At 32.9% G+C, this 21,450-nt stretch carries 16 protein-coding genes; 4 read left to right on the top strand and 12 right to left on the bottom strand.

What is annotated here, in order from left to right; genetic code table 11:
• Positions 1–17: 17 nt before the first annotated feature.
• From ACKTTV_RS06165 to ACKTTV_RS06150, 4 genes are all read left to right on the top strand, one after another.
• Positions 18–440 (top strand): hypothetical protein, encoded by a 423-nt coding sequence (locus ACKTTV_RS06165; protein ID WP_408029947.1) that lies wholly within the window; start codon positions 18–20, stop codon positions 438–440.
• A 179-nt stretch (positions 441–619) separates the two neighbouring features.
• Positions 620–1,213: a Crp/Fnr family transcriptional regulator gene (locus tag ACKTTV_RS06160; protein ID WP_408029946.1), complete on the top strand. Its 594-nt coding sequence runs from the start codon at positions 620–622 to the stop codon at positions 1,211–1,213.
• Positions 1,214–1,233: 20 nt separating this feature from the next.
• Positions 1,234–1,380, top strand: coding sequence for a hypothetical protein (locus ACKTTV_RS06155; RefSeq protein WP_408029945.1), 147 nt, complete (start codon positions 1,234–1,236; stop codon positions 1,378–1,380).
• Positions 1,381–1,857: 477 nt separating this feature from the next.
• The gene (locus ACKTTV_RS06150) at positions 1,858–3,648 is read left to right on the top strand and encodes a DUF3472 domain-containing protein (RefSeq protein ID WP_408029944.1); all 1,791 of its coding nucleotides are present in this window, start codon (positions 1,858–1,860) and stop codon (positions 3,646–3,648) included.
• Between the two features lie 312 nt (positions 3,649–3,960).
• Here ACKTTV_RS06150 and glmM read toward each other — a convergent pair whose 3' ends face one another.
• The 12 genes from glmM to ACKTTV_RS06090 form a co-directional block, all read right to left on the bottom strand.
• Positions 3,961–5,346: a phosphoglucosamine mutase gene (glmM, locus tag ACKTTV_RS06145; RefSeq protein WP_408029943.1), complete on the bottom strand. Its 1,386-nt coding sequence runs from the start codon at positions 5,344–5,346 to the stop codon at positions 3,961–3,963.
• Between the two features lie 18 nt (positions 5,347–5,364).
• The gene (nagB, locus tag ACKTTV_RS06140; protein WP_408029942.1) at positions 5,365–7,293 is read right to left on the bottom strand and encodes a glucosamine-6-phosphate deaminase; all 1,929 of its coding nucleotides are present in this window, start codon (positions 7,291–7,293) and stop codon (positions 5,365–5,367) included.
• A 12-nt stretch (positions 7,294–7,305) separates the two neighbouring features.
• Positions 7,306–8,610: a sugar MFS transporter gene (locus ACKTTV_RS06135; protein ID WP_408029941.1), complete on the bottom strand. Its 1,305-nt coding sequence runs from the start codon at positions 8,608–8,610 to the stop codon at positions 7,306–7,308.
• A 1-nt stretch (position 8,611) separates the two neighbouring features.
• Positions 8,612–9,538, bottom strand: a complete 927-nt coding sequence (locus ACKTTV_RS06130) for an NAD-dependent epimerase/dehydratase family protein (protein ID WP_408029940.1) — start codon at positions 9,536–9,538, stop codon at positions 8,612–8,614.
• Complete coding sequence (locus tag ACKTTV_RS06125) at positions 9,535–10,626, bottom strand: phosphotransferase (RefSeq protein ID WP_408029939.1); 1,092 nt, start codon at positions 10,624–10,626, stop codon at positions 9,535–9,537. The genes ACKTTV_RS06130 and ACKTTV_RS06125 overlap by 4 nt, the downstream gene beginning before the upstream one ends.
• On the bottom strand, positions 10,617–11,531 hold the full coding sequence (locus tag ACKTTV_RS06120) for a nucleotidyltransferase family protein (protein ID WP_408029938.1): 915 nt from the start codon (positions 11,529–11,531) through the stop codon (positions 10,617–10,619). The genes ACKTTV_RS06125 and ACKTTV_RS06120 overlap by 10 nt, the downstream gene beginning before the upstream one ends.
• A gap of 20 nt (positions 11,532–11,551) precedes the next feature.
• Entirely contained in the window at positions 11,552–12,745 is a 1,194-nt protein-coding gene (kbl, locus tag ACKTTV_RS06115; RefSeq protein ID WP_408029937.1) for a glycine C-acetyltransferase, read from the bottom strand.
• 9 nt (positions 12,746–12,754) lie between these two features.
• A complete protein-coding gene (locus tag ACKTTV_RS06110; RefSeq protein ID WP_408029936.1) occupies positions 12,755–13,711 on the bottom strand; it encodes an NAD-dependent epimerase/dehydratase family protein in 957 nt (318 codons plus the stop codon).
• A gap of 474 nt (positions 13,712–14,185) precedes the next feature.
• Positions 14,186–14,695, bottom strand: a complete 510-nt coding sequence (locus ACKTTV_RS06105) for a discoidin domain-containing protein (protein ID WP_408029935.1) — start codon at positions 14,693–14,695, stop codon at positions 14,186–14,188.
• Positions 14,696–14,833: 138 nt separating this feature from the next.
• Entirely contained in the window at positions 14,834–16,489 is a 1,656-nt protein-coding gene (locus ACKTTV_RS06100; RefSeq protein ID WP_408029934.1) for a RagB/SusD family nutrient uptake outer membrane protein, read from the bottom strand.
• An 18-nt stretch (positions 16,490–16,507) separates the two neighbouring features.
• Entirely contained in the window at positions 16,508–19,453 is a 2,946-nt protein-coding gene (locus ACKTTV_RS06095) for a SusC/RagA family TonB-linked outer membrane protein (protein ID WP_408029933.1), read from the bottom strand.
• Positions 19,454–19,475: 22 nt separating this feature from the next.
• Positions 19,476–20,837 (bottom strand): Gfo/Idh/MocA family protein, encoded by a 1,362-nt coding sequence (locus ACKTTV_RS06090; protein WP_408029932.1) that lies wholly within the window; start codon positions 20,835–20,837, stop codon positions 19,476–19,478.
• Positions 20,838–21,450: the final 613 nt, after the last annotated feature.

Here is a 21,450-nt window from a genome sequence, read left to right as displayed (position 1 = left end):
AAATATGTAAACTCGAAATGGAACTACCTAATGACTTAACTCAATTCCTACAATCTAAATCTCAACTGAATTATGATTATAAATCCGTAGAACCAGATTTTGTTGGAATTATTGATTTTAATAACTTAAAATTAGGAAAGATATATATTGAAGGAAACGTTAGTGGAAAATCATATTACGAAATTCCCGCTGTTAACTTAACCAACCAATGCGAATATTACGCCCCTGAATACATCCTACTCTATTTACCAAATGAGAAATTGTATGGAACATGGGATGCCGATCATTGGACTTTATATGTTTTTCCAAATGCCAATTGGAATCATATTGTTAAAACACCAGAAGCTTATATAGATTACCAATGGAATCCTAAAGAGGAAATTGGAATTGTCTTCGACCCTAAAAATGATTACAATATGATCAACGGGTGGCCGTTTTAGATTTAATTGAAGCTATTACCACTTGGTTTAGACTTAATTTTACACCAATAAAGAGTAACTCTAATACAATAGTATTGAAATTTTTGCCTTTTTTTAACTTAAAAGGCTATAACCCTTCATTATTTTCGCCCAAAGAATTAGTCTTAATACTAACCACCTAGTAATTTATTTAAAAACATTTGGTAAAAGAAAAATACATTTCTGAGTTAAAGTTGAAGTTTGAAAGTTATTCTCATATTTCCGAGAAGTCTTGGTCATTAATTAAATCAATAATTAAGTTTAGAGAGCTTGAAAAGGGGGAAATATTGCTAAGAAATGGGCAGATTGCAAAAAATATTTATTTTGTGTGCAAGGGAGCTTTAAGAGCATACATAACGGATTATGATGGGAATATTTATAATAAAAATATCTTTCTTGAAACTGATTTTGCTGGATCTAAGGTTTCTTACCTTCAGAATGCACCTTCAAACTTCACGTTGGAGTCATTAGAAAAAACAACTCTTGTTAGTCTTGATTATAAAAAGTACCGACAATTTATCAATAACAACCTCGATCTAAAAGACTTTTACATCTCTTATTTAGAAAATAACTGGGTTATTGAAAAAGAGCAAAGAGAGGTTTCTCTGGTTATGGAAAATGCTAAGGAAAGATACTTAAAATTGCTTTTTAAGCATCCTAATATTGAACAGAGAATACAACAGTTACATCTCGCTTCCCACCTCGGCATTACCCCAACCCAATTGAGCAGGATTCGTAAAAATTTGAAAAAATAACATTGAATTGGCATATGTAAATGTCAGAAGCTTTTTCTACTATCATACGAATATCTACTTTTTCCCGATTAGGGCATAATACAGCTTTTACTAATACAAAAGAACCTATTGATATTTCAATTCGTTGGATAAAAGAGAAAGTAATGAGTTTAAAAAAGAATAAGTAATGACAAGTTTTAAAGTTTTAAAGTTTTAATAATTATAAAACTATCACGGATGATTTACTTACATCATTTATAAACTTTAGGTATCACTATTTTTAATGACTCACTGTAAAAAAACAACGAACTTATAAGCCGTTTTCATATTTATGATTTCGGCTTTTTATTGTTAGGAATACCCACAATAAAGTTATGACCAAAATAACCACTTAAATTCTAATTGAAGCTTATGATATCTCCCTTTTTGAATAAAATACCCACTTAAATTCTGGATAAAATATTCCAAATTTGTTTAACCAACGTTCTTTAAAAATTAAATTCAATAAGGAACTCGTTATTTTAAACACCATTACCAACACTACACATAAACAACTAACTACCAAAACCATACAAACAACTCAATATACAACCAAAGTGGCAAAATTTCACAGATCATTGCCTAAAAAGAAGAAGACTGATATTTAATTTATAAATTAATTTTTTATGAAAACTTTATTCTTACTTTCAATTTTATTTTTATTGAACACCGTAGTTGTTTCGCAAAGCTCAGGTCCTTCAATACATGCCAATTTAAACGATAATGGTTCAGGAGATATCATTATGAAAACCACCAAGGTAACCAATACCGGACCCACCTCCTACTTTTCAACTATGGGATGGAACCAAGGTAGCGAAGGAGGCGGCTACTGCGGTATACAAGATTCTCCTGATAAAGGGCATGCCTTTATTTTTTCTATCTGGGATCCTTCGAATCGCCAACCTATTAGAGCTAAATTTACTGGGTCAGGTACAAATGTTGAAAGGTTTGGAGGAGAAGGAACTGGTTTAAAATCGTTTAATCGCTCTATAGGATGGTCACTTAATGAATGGATTACTACTGTTGCACGTAAATGGAATGTCGGAAACCATACTTATTTTGGTTTTTGGATACGAAGAAATAACACCAATCAATGGCATCATATGGTTACTATGGACTACCCTGTAGCAAATGTTAATTTTAACTCAAAAACTAATGCTTTCGTTGAAGATTGGACAAATAAAGGAAATTATGTTAGAGGTGTACAATTTAAAGATGTTTTTAAAAGAATAAATGGTCAATGGACAGCACCAAATTCTATTAGTTTTTATAAAGTAACTGAGCCTCGATCTGCTCAGTATAGTAACAATGTTGATGCTGGAGTTATCAATAACGGAACTACTTTTTATATGAAGGCAGGCGGAGGTATTTTTCCTAATTCTAGTTTGGATTTGAACAATTTACCCAAAAGCTTTAATTTAAGTACTCCCAATACAGAACCCGCTACCCCCTCAATTAACTTCTCTATTAGCAGTGCTTCTACTTCTTCGGTAACATGGAATGTTCCAACATCATCAACCCCTCAATTTAAATATACAATTAAAGTAAACGGTGCTATCGTCGCTTCAGCAATTAATCCTGAGACAAGATCATCCAATATAACAGTGAATGAAAATCAAAGAGTAGAAGTTGTATTGGAAGATATTTTAGGAAGAACCGTAACAAAGTCAGCTATCGTAAAAAATCCCCAATTCAGTGACGGAGTTTATAAAATTACTTTTGAAAATTCAGGAAAATCACTAGATGCTTTCGGAACTTCTAATGGAGCCAATATTGGTCTTTGGGGGTATCATGGCGGAACCAACCAACAATGGAGAATAACTTACGTAAAGAACTCAAACACTGGGTTACCTTTATACAGTATTACCAACGTTAGAAGCAATAAAGTTGCGGATGGGTTTGGAACTTCCAATGGAGCAAATATAGGTCTTTATCAACATCATGGAGGCTCGAATCAACTTTGGATATTGGAAAAATTCTCAAATAATGTATATCATGTAATAAATAGTAGAAGTAAGTTATGTGTAAATGCTAACGGGGCAAATAATGGTGATAATATCACACAAAATTACTGTAACGGAAGTACAAATCAACAATTGCGACTTGTGAAGTTATCTAATAGAAGTGCTGTTAATGAAACTGTAAAGCGTCCTTCACTTCAAAATGACACTTCAGAATTTACTATTTTTCCTAATCCTGCTTCAGAAATTTTAAATATAAGTATTTCGGAAAATGATAAAGCTGATGGCCTAATTGAAATATTTGATATACAAGGAAAAAAAGTAATGGCTAAATCAATTAAAACTAAGGAAAAAAATCGATCGCAAATTGATGTTTCAAATTTAGTTAAAGGACTATATATTCTTAAATATTATACTAGTGATCGTAAATACATAAAAAAAATAATTATTCAATAGAATTACCTATATCCAATAATAAAATTGTAGACACAATTTCAAGAAATAGCATAAATTAAAATGTTTTTAAAAGCCAAGACCTAGGTCTTGGCTTTTCATTTTATTCAGTTAGTAAAATCATTCCGTAGTAAATTTATGATACCTCTCAGTAAGTCCTGTTTGGTAGCCCTTTAAAGTCAAGCTTAATTAATAGAAAAATCATAATTAACTGTGACTCCAAGATGACAAATTGTAACCTAGTTAATTATGATTTAACTACCCTCCTTTTGGGGTTAATTTTGACGATTTAAAAAATTAGATTGACTTTTTGAATTAAATTAGCAATTGTATTTCCTTCATTATTTTTTGAGTTAAAGTATCTACTTTTTCTTGAGAAATACTTTCTGCATATATCCGAATAACAGGCTCAGTGTTCGATTTTCTTAAATGTATCCATTCATCAGCAAAGTCTACTTTAACGCCATCAATAGTAGTCACACTTTCATTTATATAATTTTCGGCAATTCTCTTTAAAATTTCGTCAATATCTATCTCTGGTGTAAGTTGAATTTTATTCTTACTAATAAAATAAGAAGGATAGCTTTTACGAAGCTCTTTGCAACTCTTCTTAGATTTCGCTAAATGAGTTAAAAAAAGTGCCACTCCAACTAAAGAATCACGACCATAATGAAAAGCGGGGTATATTATTCCTCCATTTCCTTCTCCTCCAATAACGGCATTAGTATCCTTCATAAGTTTAACTACGTTAACTTCGCCAACTGCACTTGCTTGGTATAAACCTCCATGTTTTTCTGTAATATCTCTTAAAGCTCTGGAAGAAGACAAATTGGATACTGTATTCCCTTTAGTTTGACTTAGCACATAATCGGCACAGGCAATTAAAGTATATTCTTCACCAAACATAGAGCCATCTTCACAAACCAAAGCCAAACGATCAACATCTGGGTCAACAACAATACCTAAATTTGCCTTTTCTTTTACTATCAATTTAGATATTTCTGTTAAATGTTCTTTTAAAGGTTCAGGATTATGTGGGAAATGCCCATTTGGCTCACAGTATAATTTCACACATTCCACTCCCAACCTTTCCAATAATGCTGGAATAGCTATTCCTCCAGTAGAGTTAACTGCATCAACAACTATTTTAAAATTAGCATTTTTAACAGCTTCAACATCTACTAATTCCAGTTTCAACACTTCTTCTATATGCCTATTTATATAGCCATTTTTTTTTATAGAAGTACCAAGATTATCTACCTCTACAAAGCTATAATTATTTGCTTCAACAACATTTAAAACCTCTGCCCCATCCGCTCCATTTAAAAATTCACCTTTTTCATTAAGCAATTTTAATGCATTCCATTGCTTAGGGTTATGCGAAGCCGTCACAATAATTCCTCCATCGGCATTTTCAAGCAGAACAGCAATCTCAACAGTTGGTGTAGTAGACAAACCAACATCAATTATATCTATTCCTAAACCTATTAATGTGTTAATAACTAAGTTGCTTAGCATTTTACCAGAAATACGAGCATCTCTGCCAATAATTACACGTAACTTTTTTCTAGGTTGATTACGATTTAACAACCAAGTTCCATATGCAGCAGCAAATTTTACTGCATCAATAGGGGTTAGGTTATCATTCACATTTCCTCCAATTGTTCCTCGTATTCCCGAAATTGATTTTATTAAAGTCATATAAAAATTACTAATAATCTAAAACCTCCATCGAACAAAGGCTTCCATGGCTGAGTAGCAGGTCATCCCTAAGTTATCGTATATTTCAGCTGTTTCACTATTTCTATCTTCTGCTCGCTGCCAGAATTCTCTTGAATCGTTCCCTTGAAAAACCACGCCATCTTTTTGAGATTGGTGCTTAAAAATTCCATGACGTTTTTCCAATACTTGATTCGGACTTAATGGCACAGCCATCTCAATTTCATCTATCTCCCATTCCTTCCAGGCTCCTCTATAAAGCCATACCCAGCAATCATTCATATATTTTTCATGCTTTAACATTGTTATAGATTCAAAAACAATATCTAAGCATACTTTATGGGTTCCATGGGGATCAGCTAAATCGCCAGCAGCATAAATTTGATGTGGTTTTATCTTCTCAATTAATTCTGTTGTTAATTTTATATCTGACTCTCCCATTGGTTTTTTCTCAATAGTTCCTGTTTCATAAAATGGTAATTCCATAAAATGAATTTGGCTTTCAGGTATCCCTACATAACGGCATGTAGCTCTAGCCTCTCCTTTACGAATCATACCTTTAATACTTCTTACTTCAGAAGTATCTATGTCGCTATTTTTTTTACTCTTTAAAAACTTAATCGCTTCACTGTAGATCCTTGTTGCCTTGTTATTATCTATACCAAACTTATCATTATAGTCGCAAACAAAGTTTGCAAAACGCAAAGCCTCATCGTCGGCAACTGCAATATTTCCAGAAGTTTGGTATGCTACATGTACCTCATGCCCTTGCTGTTGCAATCGCATAAAAGTTCCTCCCATACTGATAATATCATCATCAGGATGTGGACTAAATATGAGTACTCGTTTTTTAGCTGGTGTCGCTCTTTCCGGACGTTTAGTATTATCCGTATTTGGCTTTCCTCCTGGCCAACCAGTGATGGTTTGCTGTAAATTATTAAACACCTCTATATTAACATCATAAGAAGAGCCTTTTTCAGCTAACAAATCACTCATTCCATACTCTATGTAGTCAGCATCGGTAAGTTTCAGTATTGGTTTTTTTAATTCTTGAGCTAACCCTAAAGCTGCTTTTTTAATCATTTTATCTGTCCACTCTACCTTTTCCACTAACCAAGGTTTGTTAATTCTGGTAAGTTTAGAGGCAGATCCTGTATCCAAAATGAAAGTCACATTATCATGTTCCTGTAAAAATGATGCTGGTACATCATTAGTTACCTGACCTTCTACCGCTTTATTAATAATGTTAGATTTACCTTCTCCCCATGCCAACAATATGACACGTTTTGCTTCCATTATCGTTTTAACTCCAAGTGTAATGGCCGTTTTAGGTGTATTATTTAACCCCAAAAAACCTTTACTTGCAGCTTCACGTGTAACATGATCCAAAGCTACTAAACGTGTTTTAGAGTTTCTGAATGAACCCGATTCATTAAAACCGATATGACCATTACCACCAATACCTAAAATTTGTAAATCTATACCTCCCAACATTTCTATTTTTTTCTCATAGCTTTTGCAATACTCAGCTATTTTCTCTTTGGGTAATGTTCCATCAGGAATATGACAATTTTCAGGTAAGATGTCTATTTTATCAAACAATAATTCTTTCATAAAACGTACATAACTATGCACAGACTCGGGCTGCATTGGGTAATACTCATCAAGGTTAAAAGAAACTACATTTTTAAAACTCACCCCTTCTTCTTTATGTAATCGCACTAATTCTACATATAAACTTTTTGGAGAAGAACCAGTGGCTAAACCCAAAACGCAGATTTTATTTTGTGTTTGTTTTAATCTAATTAAATCTGCTATTTCTTTGGCTACTTCTTTGGAAGCATTCGTTGGGTTATCAAAAACAACCGTTTTTACTTTTTCATATCGCTTTTCGAAACCTGTAGATATATCAATCTTACTTTGTAACATTGTTTTTATAATTTATTTTTTAATTCTAATTTTGTGTCCCCATATGGCAAAAAGAAGTATCATCCCATAACATGGTAATAATATCCAGTAGCTACTGGTTGATGCTTGAGCCATAGCCTCTAGCTCCATTACCCCTTTATTAACAAGCTCTTCCTTACTTACGTCAACCATCTTACCATATAATGGTGGAATAACGGCTCCTCCGGAAATGGCCATAATTAATAGTGCAGAAGCTGTTTTTGTGAATTTGCCTAAACCATCTAATGTCAATGGCCAAATAGCTGGCCAAACTAGTGCGTTTGCCATTCCTAAAGCCGCAACAAATAATACGGAAATATAATCTGTGGTATAAAGAATACAAATAGTAAATACAATTCCCAAAATGGCACTAATTACTAATGCTTTTTTCTGGCTTATATATTTAGGTATTAAAAACACGCCTAATATATAAGTACCTACCATTGCCATTAATGTAAACGTAGTAAAATACTTGGCCTCTTCACCTGAAAAGCCTAAAGAGATACCATATGCTATTATGGTATCACCAGCAATTACCTCTGCTCCAACGTAAACAAATAAGGTTAATACTCCTAACCACAAATGGGGAAATTGAAAAATACTTGTTTCAGAGGTTTTAGCCTCTTCGCTTTCTTCCTTAATCGAAGGTTCAACATGTGGCAATGGTGCTTTCCTTATTAAAAAAGCCAATACAAACAGCACTAAAGCCATAACTATATAAGGAACATAAACACTTGCGGCCATTTTGTCAAGAAGTATCGATTTTTCTTCCAAACTAAGCATATATAATTGTTCTTGCACTTCATCGATTCCGCTTAATAATAAAGCGCCAAAAATAAGAGACCCTAAAGCTCCAGCAATCTTATTAGCTACCCCCATTATAGCTATCCGTTTTGCACCACTTTCTATTGGTCCTAAAATGGTAATGTAGGGATTGGCTGCTGTTTGTAAAATTGTCATCCCCATTCCTTGAATAAATATTCCTGCTAAAAACACCCAATAAACTCTTGTTTTAGCGGCAGGGATAAAAACAATAGCTCCAATTGCCATTATAAATAAACCCAAAGACATTCCTTTTTTATAATCTATTTTATTTAAAATATAGGAAGCTGGAAGCGCCATTACAATAAACGATATATATGAAGCTGAAGCTACAAAATAGGATTGAGCATCTGTTAACTCATTAATTATTTTCATAAAAGGTATTAATGCTCCGTTAATCCAAGTAACAAAACCAAACACAAAGAATACCCCAGCTATAATAACTACTGCGGTAGTTGCTGATTTAGAATTATACATTTTAGTATGTTTTGAGTTTTTTATGATAATATTCTATTGTTTCATGCAAAGCTTCCTCAATAGTAAACTTTGGCTTAAATCCTAATTTTTGAAACTTTGATGGATCTGCCTGAGAATGTTTTATATCTCCTGGGCGTTCATCTAAAAACTTAATTTTAGATTTTGAGTTAGTTATATTCATTATTTTTTCAGCTAACTCTAAAATACTGATGCTATGGCCACGTGCTATATTATAGGTGTCATCACCTTTTTCTAGGGCAAATATGTTAGCCGCTACAACATCTCTTACGTAAATAAAATCTCTTGTTTGTTTTCCGTCTCCATATATATTTATTGGCTCATTTTTTAAAGCATTTTGAATAAAAATAGGGACCGCCGCCGCATAAGCAGAATTAGGGTTTTGCCTAGGACCAAATACATTAAAGTATCGCAATGACGTTGTTGGTACACCATAGTAATTTTGATACATTTTCAGATAATATTCGCCATCTAACTTTGTAATAGAATATGGTGTAAGGGGGTCTGCCTTCATACTTTCTACCTTAGGCAAAATAGGGTTATCTCCATAATTTGCGGCCGAACTGGAAAGTATTACTTTACATTTAGAATTATTTTTTGCAGCATCTAAAACGTTAATTGTACCTGTAGTATTAATCCGTATACATTCCCTTAACTTTAATATTGACTCAGGTACGCTGACCAAAGCGGCCAAATGAAAAATAGCTGAGTGGTCTTTAGCCAACTGATTTACCAATTTTTTTTCACAAATATCTCCTTCAATAAAGTTTATGTTTAAATTTTCTAGATTATTTTTAAATCCCGTCCTTAAACTATCTAATACAGTAACTTGATGCCCTTGATTTGCCAAAAATTCGGCTATATGGCTTCCTATAAAGCCAGCTCCTCCTGTAATTAAATATTTCTTCATTGTACTGACATTTTATCAAATTGTTTTTCCAAACTTTCAATAAGTTTAAACTGGTTTCTTGCCCTATCTAAATTATGTTCTGGATACTTTGTTTTATAATAGACATCATTCATTAAATAATCCGTTAAAAACCGTAATCCCATAATAAAAATCATGGTTTTTGCAGCCAAAGGGAGATACTTTTTTTCAGTGGGTGTTAAAGAGTCTCCCATTTGTGACAAAAATCCTTTAGTATAAGCTTTATAATACTCTAGGTTAAACTCTACTTTTGAAAGGTCTGTCTCATCTTCCTTAGCGGTATTGCAAATTGTTCTTATTGCATCTCCAAAATCATAGTGCACAATCCCTGACATTACGGTATCGGTATCAATAATGCAAAGCCCTTTGTTGAGCTCATCAAAAAGTATATTGGATATTTTGGGGTCATTGTGAGTCACTCTTAAAGGTATCTCCCCTAGTTCTTTAAGATTCTGTAAAATATGCATTTCCTCTTTTAAGCGGCAAATAATAACATCAGTATGAACGGAAGCTTTTCTTAGTCTTTCAATTTTTGAGCTTTGAATAGCGTATTTATAATTAGAAAAACGAAATGACATGTCATGAAACTTTGGTATTGTAGTGGTTAGAGTTGACGCATCGAAATCGTTTGTAAGGTTTAAAAAATTACCCATTAACTTCCCCCCTTCGTAAGCAATTTCCTTATTCCTTACCACCTCATAAGTAAAGCTACACTTAATATAAACCATTAAATTCCAATAACTACCATCTTCTTCATAATAAAATTCCTCACTGTTTTTTACCTTGACCAGTGTTAATACTTTTCTTTTTATCTGTTCTGTTGGTAGGTGAGATAATTCATTTCTAATGTGATTACTTATCGTAACCTTATTATTTATTAACCCTGGTATGTCTTTAAAAACTAAATGATTTATTTTTTGCAATACATAATCGTCTTCACCATTGGTGTGAATCAAGTAAGTATTATTAATATGACCTGACTCCAACCTTATAGCCTGTTCAAAATCGCCTTTACAATCAAAAACATCAAATATTTCTTTTACTTGACAGTCTTCCATAACTAGTTCCATAAATATTTAGGATATACTTTATCTTTTTTTAATTTACCAATAGCCCTAATAGCCTTTATTTTATCTTCTTTATATGTAACCCCAAACCATTTCGCATTGGATTTCAAAACCTTAACCGTAGCTATACTTGATTTAATAAACTCATTTACGATATAAGGAATGAAGAATTCAGACTTTGGGTCTTCTTTATTTTCATCTAAAAATTGCCTAAATAACTTTTGGGAAAAATCAAAGCATTTTGGTGTAAACCCCCAAAAATTCATGGAAACTGTAGCCTCTTCATCTATAGAAACTAAATTATTTTTTTCATCTTTTCTCATTAATTCCCCTTCAATTCTCTCAATGTGTAAACGTTCTGTCACTCCTGTTAAAAAACCTCCATTACTTACAGTGCATTCTCCTCTAGAAACATATCCATATTCTGAAACTGTGTTTTTTAGTAAGTATGCTACCATACTAAAACTATATGTATTTGGATCAGTAGTTTTTAATTGCCTTACCATTACTTCAAAAGCTTCCTTACTGTAAAAATCATCTGCATTGATGATGGCAAAATTTTCTTTGACCACATCTTTGACCATTAATAATGCATGACCTGTACCCCAAGGCTTTGTTCTGCCTGAAATTTGATAATCATTTGGTACTGCATCAATTTCTTGATATACATAAACTACTTCCACTTTACCTTCTAGTTTTTTATTGAAAATATTTTTGAATTCCTTCTCAAAACTTTTTCTAATGATAAAAACTACTTTATTAAAACCAGCTTGTATTGCATCATATAAGGAAAAGTCTATGATTGTATCTCTTTCTGCAGAAAACGTATCAATTTGTTTAAGTCCGCCATATCTACTTCCCATTCCGGCGGCTAACACTACTAGTGTGAGTTTATCTATTTTCTCCATGATTAATTTTTGAATTTTATCTAAATGATATTATGTTTTTTTCCAACCTTTATAAAAGCTTCAATTGCCTTATCTAAGTGCTTTTTGGTATGTGCTGCAGATATTTGAACCCTTATTCTTGCCTTATCTTTAGGAACGACTGGATAAAAAAAGCCTGTTACATAAATCCCTTCTTCCAACAATTCATCGGCCATCATTTGTGACAATTTAGCATCATATAGCATTACGGGAATAATCGCAGTACCAGCTCCGATTAAATCAAATCCAGCCGCTTCCATGCCTTCCCGAAAATATTTAGCATTTAATTCCAATTTGTCGCGCAAAGAGGTGTCATTTGTTAATAGGTCAAATACTTTTATTGAAGCGCCTACAATGGCGGGCGCCAATGAATTTGAAAATAAATAGGGTCTTGAACGCTGACGTAAAATTTCAATGATTTCTTTTTTAGCAGTGGTATATCCACCCATTGCACCTCCTAATGCTTTACCTAAAGTTCCAGTTACAATATCAACCCGTTTTAAAACATTTTTCAGTTCTAACGTTCCACGCCCAGATTTACCGATAAATCCTGTAGCATGACATTCATCTACCATAACCATAGCGTCATATTTATCCGCTAAGTCACAAATTTCATTAAGATTGGCTATGATACCATCCATGGAAAACACACCGTCCGTTACAATAATTTTAAAACGAGCTCCTAATTCATTTGCCTCATTTAATCGAGCCTCAAGCTCTTGCATATTGTTGTTTTCATAACGATAACGTGTTGCTTTACACAACCTGACTCCATCGATAATAGAAGCATGGTTTAAAGAATCTGAAATAATCGCGTCTCCTTTACTTAAGAGTGGTTCAAATACACCTCCATTAGCATCGAAAGCAGCGGCATAAAGAATAGTATCTTCAAATCCGTAAAAATCAGCAATTTTCTTCTCTAATTTTTTGTGTATATCCTGAGTCCCGCAGATAAAACGGACAGATGACATTCCAAACCCGTGAGAATCTAAGGTATCTTTGGCCGCCTTAATAACTTGTGGATGGTTTGATAAACCTAAATAGTTGTTTGAACAAAAATTAATAACATCATGACCTGTGGAAATTCTAATCACAGCTTCTTGTGGAGTGGTAATAACTCGTTCTTTTTTGAAAAGCCCTGAACATTTAATTTCCTTTATTTCATTTACTAAATATTCTTTTATGGTATTGTACATATTTTAAGCTTATACATTATGTGTTTTAATTTTGTTTTTCTTAGTTAATTCGGCTATCATTATTTCCGTTATATCATCTAAATTGAATTTAGAGTTCCAACCCCAATCACCTCTAGCTTCTGAATCATTTATACTCGATGGCCAATTTTCAGCTATACCTTGTCTAAAGTCTGGCTTATAAGTAATTTTAAAATCTGGTAGTAATTTTTTTATGGACTCCACTATTTGAGCAGGGGAAAAACTTATTCCTGAGATATTATAAGAAGATCTCGTTTTTATTAATTCTTTAGGCGCCCTCATTAATTCAATAGTTGCTCTAATAGCATCATCTATAAACATCATTGGTAAAGAAGTATTTTCAGACAAAAAACACTTAAATTCTACCCCTTCAATTGCTTTATAAAAAATATCAATTGCATAATCAGTTGTTCCGCCACCAGGTAACGATTGATAACCTATAATACCAGGATACCGAATTGACCGAACATCTAAACCATAATTATCAAAATAATATTGACACCAATTTTCTCCTGCTACTTTACTAATACCATAAACAGTTTTGGGAGATAAACAAGAAATCTGAGAGGTATAATTTCTATCAATATGATCTCCAAAAACCGCTATCGAACTTGGATAAAAAACCTTTTTTACATTCTTTAATCTCGATACTTCAAGTACATTTAACAAAGATTTTATATTTATATCCCAAGTTTTTAAGGGGGATTCTTCTCCCTTTGCAGACAATATTGCAGCCAAATGATAAATTTCCTTAATTTGGTATTTCGTAATTACTTTTTCTAAAGCATTACTATCAGTAACATCTAATTTTATAAAAAGTTCTTCAATATCAGGTTTTGACCTAATATCTGATGCTATTACATTATGTTCTCCATGTTTACTTCGTAGTCTTTTTACCAAAACAGAACCTAGCTGACCACAAGCTCCTGTAACTAATATCTTATACATAAACTAATAATATTGTTATAGTCCTTTCCTTATAAAAAGTTTAATGAAGTATGAAGTACCCCCAATACTTCTTTTAAAGCCTGAGGGATCCTTCATCACCACAGGGGACTCTTAATGATCAAATGAGAGATATGATACAAAGTTGAATTAAAGGCAAAAAAGAAAGTATCAAACTAATTTTGTACATGTTATCAATACGAATTTTATATAATTGATATTTTGTTTCATTATTTCTTAACCTTAATAAAAACTATATAAGGTTACCTATTTTGCATAAAACATACCTCTCATTATTAAATGAGAGTTTTCTATTCACTTACTACACAAAAACATAATGGTTGAAAGTGAGACAAAAAACGTCTTTTTATGAAATGTTTACTAAATTTTAATTAACCAATTATTAATGAGTCGTCATATCATTTTAAAAAATTGTAATCCCCCAACTCCAATTGGTTTTACTAGTTATTATACATTCTATGTTCTAGAATATGGGGCTATTTCCGCTAAAGCAGCATTATCTGTTCCATCAAAAACCTTAATAACATTGACTTTAAAATAACGTGCCTGAATCGATTGATCTAAAGGTCTGTCTTGTACTTCTATAATTTTCTCTAATGTAAACTCTCCTAAAGAAGTCCAGTTGACATTATCATTACTTATTTCAATAGATAGTATTTCAATGTTTCTAGTTAGCGATTGTCTTTGCATAAAATTAAAACCATCAATATTTTTAGATTCTAACATGTCAATTATGAAAGAATGTGGTGGAATAGGTGTGCATCCAAGCCAGCAGGTATGCCAAAACGTGTTAGGGTCACCATCTATCGTGTTGAATACTCTACCATTACCAGCTCCTTCTCCATCATTATCTTCTTGGCTTGTATAATCAATAACTTGCCAGCCTGAAGTATCTAATACTACAGGAGGTAATTCAAGATCAGTATCAGAAATGAGTATTTTATCAGCTTCACATGATTGTATCATAAAGCTTATTGTTAGTATAAAAATAGATCTTAATAATACCTTTATTTTTTTTCGTTCTATTATTGTTTTCATAAATTATCTTTGTTTAAAGTGTTGCAAACTTTGTTTTGTTCAATTCAAAATTTATCAAGCTCTTAGTTAAGGGTTTTGTACTAAACTAGGCTGTAACAATATTTGTTGTTCTGGTATAAATTCAACAATCACATTACTAGAGTATAATATCTCGAAAAATGGGTTAGCGTTAATTAAATGTGTTCCTGGGTACCTTCTATTCATGACCCTCTGGTTTCTATATACATCAAACTTTCTATGGCCTTCAAATGCTAACTCAATTTGACGTTCTTCTAAGACCAAATCCAACACTGTTCTATTTGACGGTAAAGAGTTTAAGTCATATGCTGGAATTTGAGCTCGATTTCTTAATATGTTAATATTATTAAGAGCCTCTTGATCTGCACCTTGTTTAGCAAAGGCCTCGGCTTTATTTAAATACATTTCAGCTAAACGAGATATTGTAGGCGACCAAAGATGTAGGTCTTGCTCTTGATATGAAGCTTTAAGAATAAAAAATTTAGGGTAACCGTTACGTTTTTCCATATCGAAATCGAAAGTTACATCTTGTCTACCATTAGGACCATCAAAATAGTAAATGGTATTTCCACTAAGATTCTCTGAATTCAGAGCATAATTATTGCCGTCATAATTAAAAGTTATATTACCTCCACTTTCTGTTGTTCTCGCAAAAACATAAGTATAAGTGTTTTCATCAACCCAATAAACAGCAGGTATTTTTTGATTATTGGCATCTAATAAGTATTGAGGCTCAATAAAACTTCTTCTTAAATCACCTTCATTTTTATCAATTAAATCTAGATACGGTTTAGATGCGTACATTTCTCCCCAACCAACACCATCAATTGTGGCATAAAACGATCCAATTGTCCACCAATCTTCTAAACCTGGAATATCAATATCTTTAGTTAGTGTAACAGAAAAAATGGCTTCTTCATTTTCAGCTGGAGCAAGTGTATTCATGTTGGCAAAACGGTCACCTGCTAATAATGCGTACTCGCCCGAATTAATTACTTTGTCAGAATACTCAATAGCTTTAGCGTTATCTCCCATATAAAGGTAAACCCTAGACAATAATGCTTGCGCCGCTCCTTTAGAAGCAAACGAAGGTCCTTTATTTTCAGTCATTAACTCTTCCGCTTTCAATAAATCTGCAATAACTTGATCATATACTTCTCCTACTGTATGTCTATCAGGCAAATCATCAAAATCCGTTGTTAGTTTAAGTGGTACAGAAAGGTTCGTTGTTCCTTGATTATATGGTCTTCCAAAAAGATTTCCCATTTGAAAATAAACAAGCCCTCTTAAGTAATAGTTTTCCCCCAATACTTGATTTGACTCTTCTGTCCCTTCTTCTAATAACTCTAGAACTGAATTAACTCCTGCTATTGTGAGATAAGAATTTTTCCAAAATCGATTCACTCTATAATTATTAGGATTCCTTTGGTAGTTATAAAAAAAGAACAAAGGGTCGGAAGTTCCACCACTTATCATAACATTATCACCAGAATATTCAGACATTCTATGTAAGTCGTCTGACCATCCATTGTAACCTTTTTCTCCTTTTAAGGTCAAATAATTCCCTAATGTGGCAGACTGCGCCGCACCTGGGTCAGCAAAAAGATCGTCTGCTGCCACCTCATCAAAAGGTGCTCTATCTAAGTTGCATGAACTTATACTCATTACAACGATTAGTAACAATAAATAGTTAAATTTTTTCATAATTATATCTGTTTCTAATTAAAATGTAATGTTAAATCCTAAAGCATAACGTTTTGGTACAGGGTAACCTAAACTAGTAAAACCAAAGCTACCGCTTCCAATACCATTATTAATTGTAGGATCTACACCACTAAACTTTGTAAGAGTTACTAGGTTATCACCTGAAATATAAATATTTGCTCCACTTAACCCTATTTTACTAATTATAGGTTGAGGTAAATCATAAGAGAATCTAATGTTGTTCATTCTTAAGTAACTACCATCTTCCAAGTAACGTGTTGACGTTTGATTACCTCCAGCATATCCCCCTACTCTTGGTTTTGGGTGTGTTGCAATATCTCCTGGTTTTTCCCATCTACTCCACCCTTCAGGTAATACCATTTGATTAAATTGTAAATAATAACCGTCTGAGTCGAATAAATTACGAGAAGTATTGTACAATTCAGCTCCATAAGAAAAGCTCCAATTAGAAGATACATTGAAGTTTTTGTATCTGATATTTGTATTGAAACCTCCTGTGAAATCTGGATTTGCAGAACCTGCTATTTGTAATGTTGCTGAATTATAGTCAGACGTAGTTGATCTTGTTCCATCTTCTTCCACAACCTCATAAACTGGCGAACCATCCGCTGGATGTACTCCAAGCCATTTTCGCATATAAAATGAACCAAACTCTTCTCCTTCTCTTATAATATGCGACCCTCCTAATATATCAGTTCCATCTGGAAGTTCTTTTACTGTATTCTTATTAAAGCTTATATTAAACCCTAAATTAATCCCGAAATCTTCTTTATTGACAACATCTGCGACAACAGACAGCTCAATACCTTTATTTACAACAGATCCTATATTTTGATACCTACCGCTATAACCTGTTGCGTCGGGTAATCTTGTAAAAAATAATAGATCACTACTGACTTTATTATAATAATCTAATGTTAGGTCTACTGCATTAAATAATGTAGCATCAATACCTGCATTTGTTTCAGTAATTTTCTCCCATGAGATATCCTCAGTACCTAAACGAGCCGGTCTGGCTGCATTAAGCCCAGCATACTGAAAGCCAACAGAATAGGTTGTTAAATATGCAAAACCACCTATAAGATTTCCAACAGAACCATGACTAGCTCTAAGTTTTAGTGCATTTATTGCTTCTATATTAAAAAAGTCTTCTTTATGAATATTCCAACCACCGGCTATTGAATAAAATTTTCCATAACGATAATCAGGAGCAAAAGCGGAAGCTCCGTCAACTCTTAATGACCCTTTAACAAAGTACTTATTTTTATAATCATAATCTGCCGATAGGAAAACTGATTGTTGGGCGCTTTCTGAAGCAGAACCATCAGCCTTTACTGGTTTAATCCCTAGGTTTTGTACTTCTGCGTTAGCGACAATATTTTCAGAACGTGTTGAAATACTCTTTGATTCTGAATCATTATATTCATAAGCCGCTAATACATTTACAGTATGATTTTCATTAAATTTATTAGAGTACTTTATCATCTGATTCGTAAATCTGCTTAAAGACCTATATGTAAAATCATCGAGTGCACCATTAACAGGGCGTCCAGCATTAGATCTCGGATCAGTATAAGTAAAGGACTCTGAATTACCCCATCTAAAATTGTTTGTTGAGATAAACGTTAAATTAGGTAATAACTCATACGAAAAGTCAAAACTAGCGAATAAGTCAAAAGATCTAGAATCGGTATAATTCCATTGACGATCGTAAAAAAAGTTTCTCTTGTCTCTACCCAACCAATCGTCTCCTTGTGCTTGATTCGCATTTACTACTGAACCATCAGCTGCAAATGGTAAATCCCAAGGTAAGTTTACATATGCTTCGTATAAAGGAGCTTGGTTTTGTTTATCTCTATTATCAAATACAAAATATAACTTTGGTTTAATGGTCAATTTATCAGTTATATTATAATCTAAATTTGAGCGAAATGAATACCTATCCAATTCATTACCAATTAATGTTCCCTCTTCATTATAATAACCAGAAGAGATCAGTAAATTATGCGAATCTGTAGCTGAAGTAAAAGTAATTGTCGCGTCTTTTACAAAAGCTTCTTTAGTTGCTCCATCAATCCAATCATAGTTTCTTTCTAATAAATCTTCAGTAAACCAAGGGCTAATAGTTGCATTATTCCCCATAGCCGTATGAAAGTCAAATAACTGTTGAGAATTCATAACTTTAAAGTTCCCTGGATTAAATTGGTTTACAGCGGACTTTGCAGATACTTTTATTTGGGGTTTAGTTCCCAAAACTCCTTTTTTAGTTGTTACTAAAATTACACCATTCGCACCTCTGTTTCCATATAAAGCTGTAGCCGAAGCATCTTTTAACACGGATAAGCTTGCTACATCGTTTGGATTTAACTTAGGGTCTGAATTCCCAAAGATTATACCATCAATAACCCATAGTGGTGAGTTCGTATTTGAAATAGAAGACCTTCCTCTAATGAGGATATTAGGCGAAGATCCTGGTCTTCCATTACTAGGTAAAACCTGAACTCCAGTTACTTTACCTTGAAGCATTGTGGCCACTTCTGGAACAGTAACATCAGTTAATTTTTCTGATTTTAACTGAACAACGGAAGAAGTTATAGTTTCTTTCTTTCGTGTACTATAGGCCACTACTACCACTTCATTCAATGTGTTTTGGTCTTCATTTAATATTATTTTAATGCTTGTTTGATCTTTGATCAATACCTCCTCATTGAAAAAACCTACTGATGAAATAACCAAAATATTCCCTGAAGTAACTGATATTGTAAATTTACCTTCGAAGTCCGTTGAAGTGCCTTTAGTAGTCCCCTTAATAAGAACTGTTGCCCCAATTATAGGTTCTCCAAATTCGGACACTACCGTTCCTCTGACTGCCTTCTTTTGGGCATGCACAAATACCGAAAAAAGACATAAAAAGGTTAATAAAAAAGAGATTCTTTTTTTCATATAAATAAAATTTAATTAGTTCTTAAGAATTGTTTAACCAGTCATATGGTTTACGTTTAACCCATAAACCTCTGGTGAAATCAGGAAAATCCTGTGGTTCCCCGTTATTTTCAATAGACATTTCAGATAATGGTGTTATGGCACTCCATGCAGCAGCATCGTAAACATCTAATGGAGGTGCAATGTTTTCTTTTGCTGATTCTACAAACGCATTCATCACAAAATAATCCATACCACCATGCCCAGCTCCTTCAGCATACTTACCATATTTAATCCACAAAGGGTGGTCATATTTTTTCAGCCAAGGTTCCATATCTTCCCAACTATGTCCTTTACTTAGTCCTTCTACAAAAAACCTTCTCTTTCCATAATCAAAATCAGCGATTCCTTGAGTTCCTTGAACCTGAAAATCTAAAGAATAAGGTCTGGGTGAATTAACATCATGTGTAACAATAATTGTCTCTCCGTTGGATGTTTCAATTGTTGAAGTAATAATATCTCCTTGCTTCCATTTTAATTTTGCATTAGGATGATCTTTTCCTCCATTCTTTTCTATATATTTATTTAATCCAAGTGCTTTGGTTGCATGTGAAGTAAGTGATACGAATCGATTACCTCTATTAATATCTATCATAGTAGCGACGGGACCAACCCCATGAGTTGGATAAACATCTGCATTTCTTAATAAAGAATGTTGTGTTCTCCATTTAGCCTCTGAAATCGCTTTATCACCAAATTCAACTCCTCCACCATATGGCTGTTTACCATTATTAAATTTCACATGCCTTAAATCATGTCGATAGCCGCATCTTAAATGAAGAAGTTCACCAAAAACATTTTGTTTAACCATATTTAGCACGGCCAGTACATCTCTTCTATAATTAACATTTTCTAAAATCATTAAGTGACTTCCTGTGCTTTCATGAACATTTACCAAATCCCAACATTCCTCCAAAGTATTAGCTGCTGAAACTTCTAATCCAGTATATTTACCTGCTTTCATTGAATCACATGCCATTCTTGTATGCCAAAGCCATGGGGTTGAAATAATCACAGCATCTATCTCCTTTAATTCTAGCATATTTCTATAATCGTAATCATCCTTTCCAAAAACTTTTGGTTTTTTACCCCCATTTTTTTTGATCTTTTCGAGTACTAGATCAATACGGCTGGAATCTGTATCACATACAGCAGTTATTTCAATATCTTTTCGTTGTAGCGCATTTTTCAAGTGATTAGTTCCTCTTAACCCCACACCAATAAATGCTAATCTTAATTTCTGATTGTTTAGATTTGATATAGCCCCAAATGATAAGTTCGGTATCATAGAAATACCAGCAGTAGCTAATGTTGCTTTTTTTACAAAGTTTCTTCTCGAATTCATAAAATAGATTTAATTATTCCTCAAACAAAATTGCACGATTTTAGGTAGTGTAAACGGTATATGTTTTATCAAACAGGAGTTTTATTTTGATCTTTAAAGGTCTTATGACTAATTATTACCCCTAATTGAAAAAAACAACACTCACCTAAATATCAAAACTTTATAAACGACAAAACGCCAATTAGATCTTTAGAATTGGCGTTTATTGGTATTTATTTTATTTTATTTTTAATGAGATCCCTGTCTAATGACGAGTCCATCAAAATAGCTTTTCTTTAAAATGCTTTCTTTTCTGCTTATGTAAACTACGATGCTATAGATTTATTAAGTGTTTACTTAATATGTTAATTTAATAGTTAGATTTTTTGAGTTAAACCCTTTTTATAAATATTAACAAATGTGTTTTTTTAAAACGTCAGTGGCTACTCATAAAGTTATTACAACGAAACCACCAGATGGCAACTTAACATTCCTCTTCAAATCTCTTTCCTATACATCGCGTTGAATTAATATCGATTACGCATTTTATCTTAATTTTTTCCAATTCATATTTCCAAATGTTATTTTCTGATTCTTTTGAAAAAAAACTACCATAGCAATAACTTTCTATATT

The sequence above is a fragment of the Tenacibaculum xiamenense genome (genome assembly GCF_964513065.1).
In the GTDB taxonomy this organism is placed as follows: Bacteria; Bacteroidota; Bacteroidia; order Flavobacteriales; family Flavobacteriaceae; genus Polaribacter; species Polaribacter xiamenense.
This window is presented reverse-complemented; position numbering and strand designations above follow the sequence as displayed.

Bases quoted from the DNA above. Each gene is read 5' to 3' on its own strand.
- ACKTTV_RS06105 (WP_408029935.1), bottom strand. From the start codon at position 14,695: ATGATACAATCATGTGAAGCTGATAAAATACTCATTTCTGATACTGAT.
- ACKTTV_RS06130 (WP_408029940.1), bottom strand. From the start codon at position 9,538: ATGAAGAAATATTTAATTACAGGAGGAGCTGGCTTTATAGGAAGCCAT.
- ACKTTV_RS06125 (WP_408029939.1), bottom strand. From the start codon at position 10,626: ATGGAACTAGTTATGGAAGACTGTCAAGTAAAAGAAATATTTGATGTT.
- ACKTTV_RS06135 (WP_408029941.1), bottom strand. From the start codon at position 8,610: ATGTATAATTCTAAATCAGCAACTACCGCAGTAGTTATTATAGCTGGG.
- ACKTTV_RS06155 (WP_408029945.1), top strand. From the start codon at position 1,234: ATGTCAGAAGCTTTTTCTACTATCATACGAATATCTACTTTTTCCCGA.
- ACKTTV_RS06165 (WP_408029947.1), top strand. From the start codon at position 18: ATGGAACTACCTAATGACTTAACTCAATTCCTACAATCTAAATCTCAA.
- ACKTTV_RS06095 (WP_408029933.1), bottom strand. From the start codon at position 19,453: ATGAAAAAAAGAATCTCTTTTTTATTAACCTTTTTATGTCTTTTTTCG.
- ACKTTV_RS06150 (WP_408029944.1), top strand. From the start codon at position 1,858: ATGAAAACTTTATTCTTACTTTCAATTTTATTTTTATTGAACACCGTA.
- ACKTTV_RS06100 (WP_408029934.1), bottom strand. From the start codon at position 16,489: ATGAAAAAATTTAACTATTTATTGTTACTAATCGTTGTAATGAGTATA.
- ACKTTV_RS06110 (WP_408029936.1), bottom strand. From the start codon at position 13,711: ATGTATAAGATATTAGTTACAGGAGCTTGTGGTCAGCTAGGTTCTGTT.
- nagB (WP_408029942.1), bottom strand. From the start codon at position 7,293: ATGTTACAAAGTAAGATTGATATATCTACAGGTTTCGAAAAGCGATAT.
- kbl (WP_408029937.1), bottom strand. From the start codon at position 12,745: ATGTACAATACCATAAAAGAATATTTAGTAAATGAAATAAAGGAAATT.
- ACKTTV_RS06090 (WP_408029932.1), bottom strand. From the start codon at position 20,837: ATGAATTCGAGAAGAAACTTTGTAAAAAAAGCAACATTAGCTACTGCT.
- glmM (WP_408029943.1), bottom strand. From the start codon at position 5,346: ATGACTTTAATAAAATCAATTTCGGGAATACGAGGAACAATTGGAGGA.
- ACKTTV_RS06120 (WP_408029938.1), bottom strand. From the start codon at position 11,531: ATGGAGAAAATAGATAAACTCACACTAGTAGTGTTAGCCGCCGGAATG.